Raw genomic sequence first — 1,942 nt, forward strand, 5'->3', positions numbered from 1 at the left:
CCTTCAACACAACAAGATTCTAAAGCAGATACATCAACGACACAAAGTACAACAGAACAACCAACAGAAGAGTCATCTTCAACTACTACTTCAAAAGATAATACAACACAAGACCCAACATCTACTGAAAGTGCTACATCTAATCAAACTGATAATAAAACATCTAGTAAATTAGATAGATCATCAGATGCGACAACACAATCAGATAACACAACTAATACGTTATCTACTACAGATGCGCCATCTATTACTTCAGATAGTTCAGTGGCAGATAAACAAGCATACACGAGTGATGTGGTAGATAGTTTAAATGCAGATACAAGTAATAATACAGACGCAATCACAGATGCAGTAAGTAGTGATGTGAATTTGGAAACAGCAACCCAAGAACAAATTGACAATGCAATTGTAGCTGAAACAATTAAAACAGACTTTTCGAATCCGGATTATGGATTAACTAGTCCGTTTATGACATTAGCAGCCGTAGCACCAATGTCAACAGCATCAACGAATAGTACACCAACTACTTTTGCTTTAAATAGCACTGATACTACATCAAGTACAGGTGGATCTTTAGTAAATGATAAAATTCATATTACAAATGCTAGTTTGACACTTAATCAGAAAAATAACCAACATGATAATAATACGGTTTGGCCAACAAGCAATGAGCAATTAAAATTGTCTGCTGATTATGAACTGGATAATAGTATTAAAGAAGGAGATACATTCACTATAAAATATGGTGATTACATTAGACCCGGTGCTTTAGAACTTCCAGCTAAAAATACACAACTACGTAGTAAGGAAGGTTCAATTGTAGCAAACGGTGTTTATGATGAAGCTACAAATACAACTACATACACTTTTACTAATTATGTAGATCAATATCAAAACGTTACAGGTAGCTTTAATCTTTTAGCAACACCAAAAAGAGAAACAGTAACTAAAGATAAACAAACTTATCCTATGGATGTTACTATCGCTAACCAAGAGGTTAGAGAAAACTTTGTAGTAGATTATGGTAATCATAAAGATAAACTTACAAATGCAGCAGTAGCAAATGTTGATAATGTAAATAATAAACATAATGAAGTTGTTTATTTAAATCAACCTGGGAATAGAATTTATGATGCAAAATACTTCTCAACAGTTCAAAATGGTAATTTTATACCTAATGAGACAAAAGTATATGAAGTGTTAGATAATAATGTTTTAGTAGATAGCTTTAATCCGAATTTAAACGGATCTGCAGTTAAAGATGTAACTAATGAATTTACACCTCGATATAGTCTTAACAATACTAGAGTAGATATAGATCTGAATCGTAGTAATATGAACAAAGGAACACGTTATATTATTACCCAAGCAGTTAAACCGTCAGGTACTGGCAATGTTAAAACAGATTATGCGTTAACACGTTATGGTAATCTAGAATCACAATACGAAACAGGCGTTAAAACTACAACTGTTAGTTATATTAATGGTTCTTCAACAGCACAAGGAGATAACCCAACATACAGTCTTGGGGACTATGTATGGGAAGATATCAATAAAGATGGTATCCAAGATACAGAAGAACTAGGTATTCCAGGTGTTTACGTCATTCTTAAAGATAGTAATAACAAAGAATTACAACGTGCAACAACTGATGATACAGGACATTATCAGTTTAATAACTTACAAAATGGAACATATAATGTTGAATTTGTTATTCCTAATAATTACACTCCATCGCCATCAAACACAATTGATAATGATACTATTGATTCCGATGGTCAAAAAAATGGGGATAATAATGTAGTGGTAGCAAAAGGTATCATTAATAATGCTGACAATATGACTGTTGATACAGGATTTTATAAACCAACATATAATTTAGGCGACTATGTATGGGAAGATACCAATAAAGATGGTATCCAAGATTCTGATGAAAAAGGAA

1 protein-coding gene is annotated in these 1,942 nt (G+C 32.4%); it reads left to right on the forward strand.

Going from position 1 to position 1,942, the window contains the following annotated elements; genetic code table 11:
• Positions 1-1,942, forward strand: a 1,942-nt coding sequence (locus CD127_RS09955) for an SdrD B-like domain-containing protein (RefSeq protein ID WP_206168811.1), incomplete at both ends; no start/stop codon positions are given.

It is taken from the genome of Staphylococcus petrasii (assembly GCF_002902565.1).
GTDB classification, from domain to species: Bacteria; Bacillota; Bacilli; order Staphylococcales; family Staphylococcaceae; genus Staphylococcus; species Staphylococcus petrasii.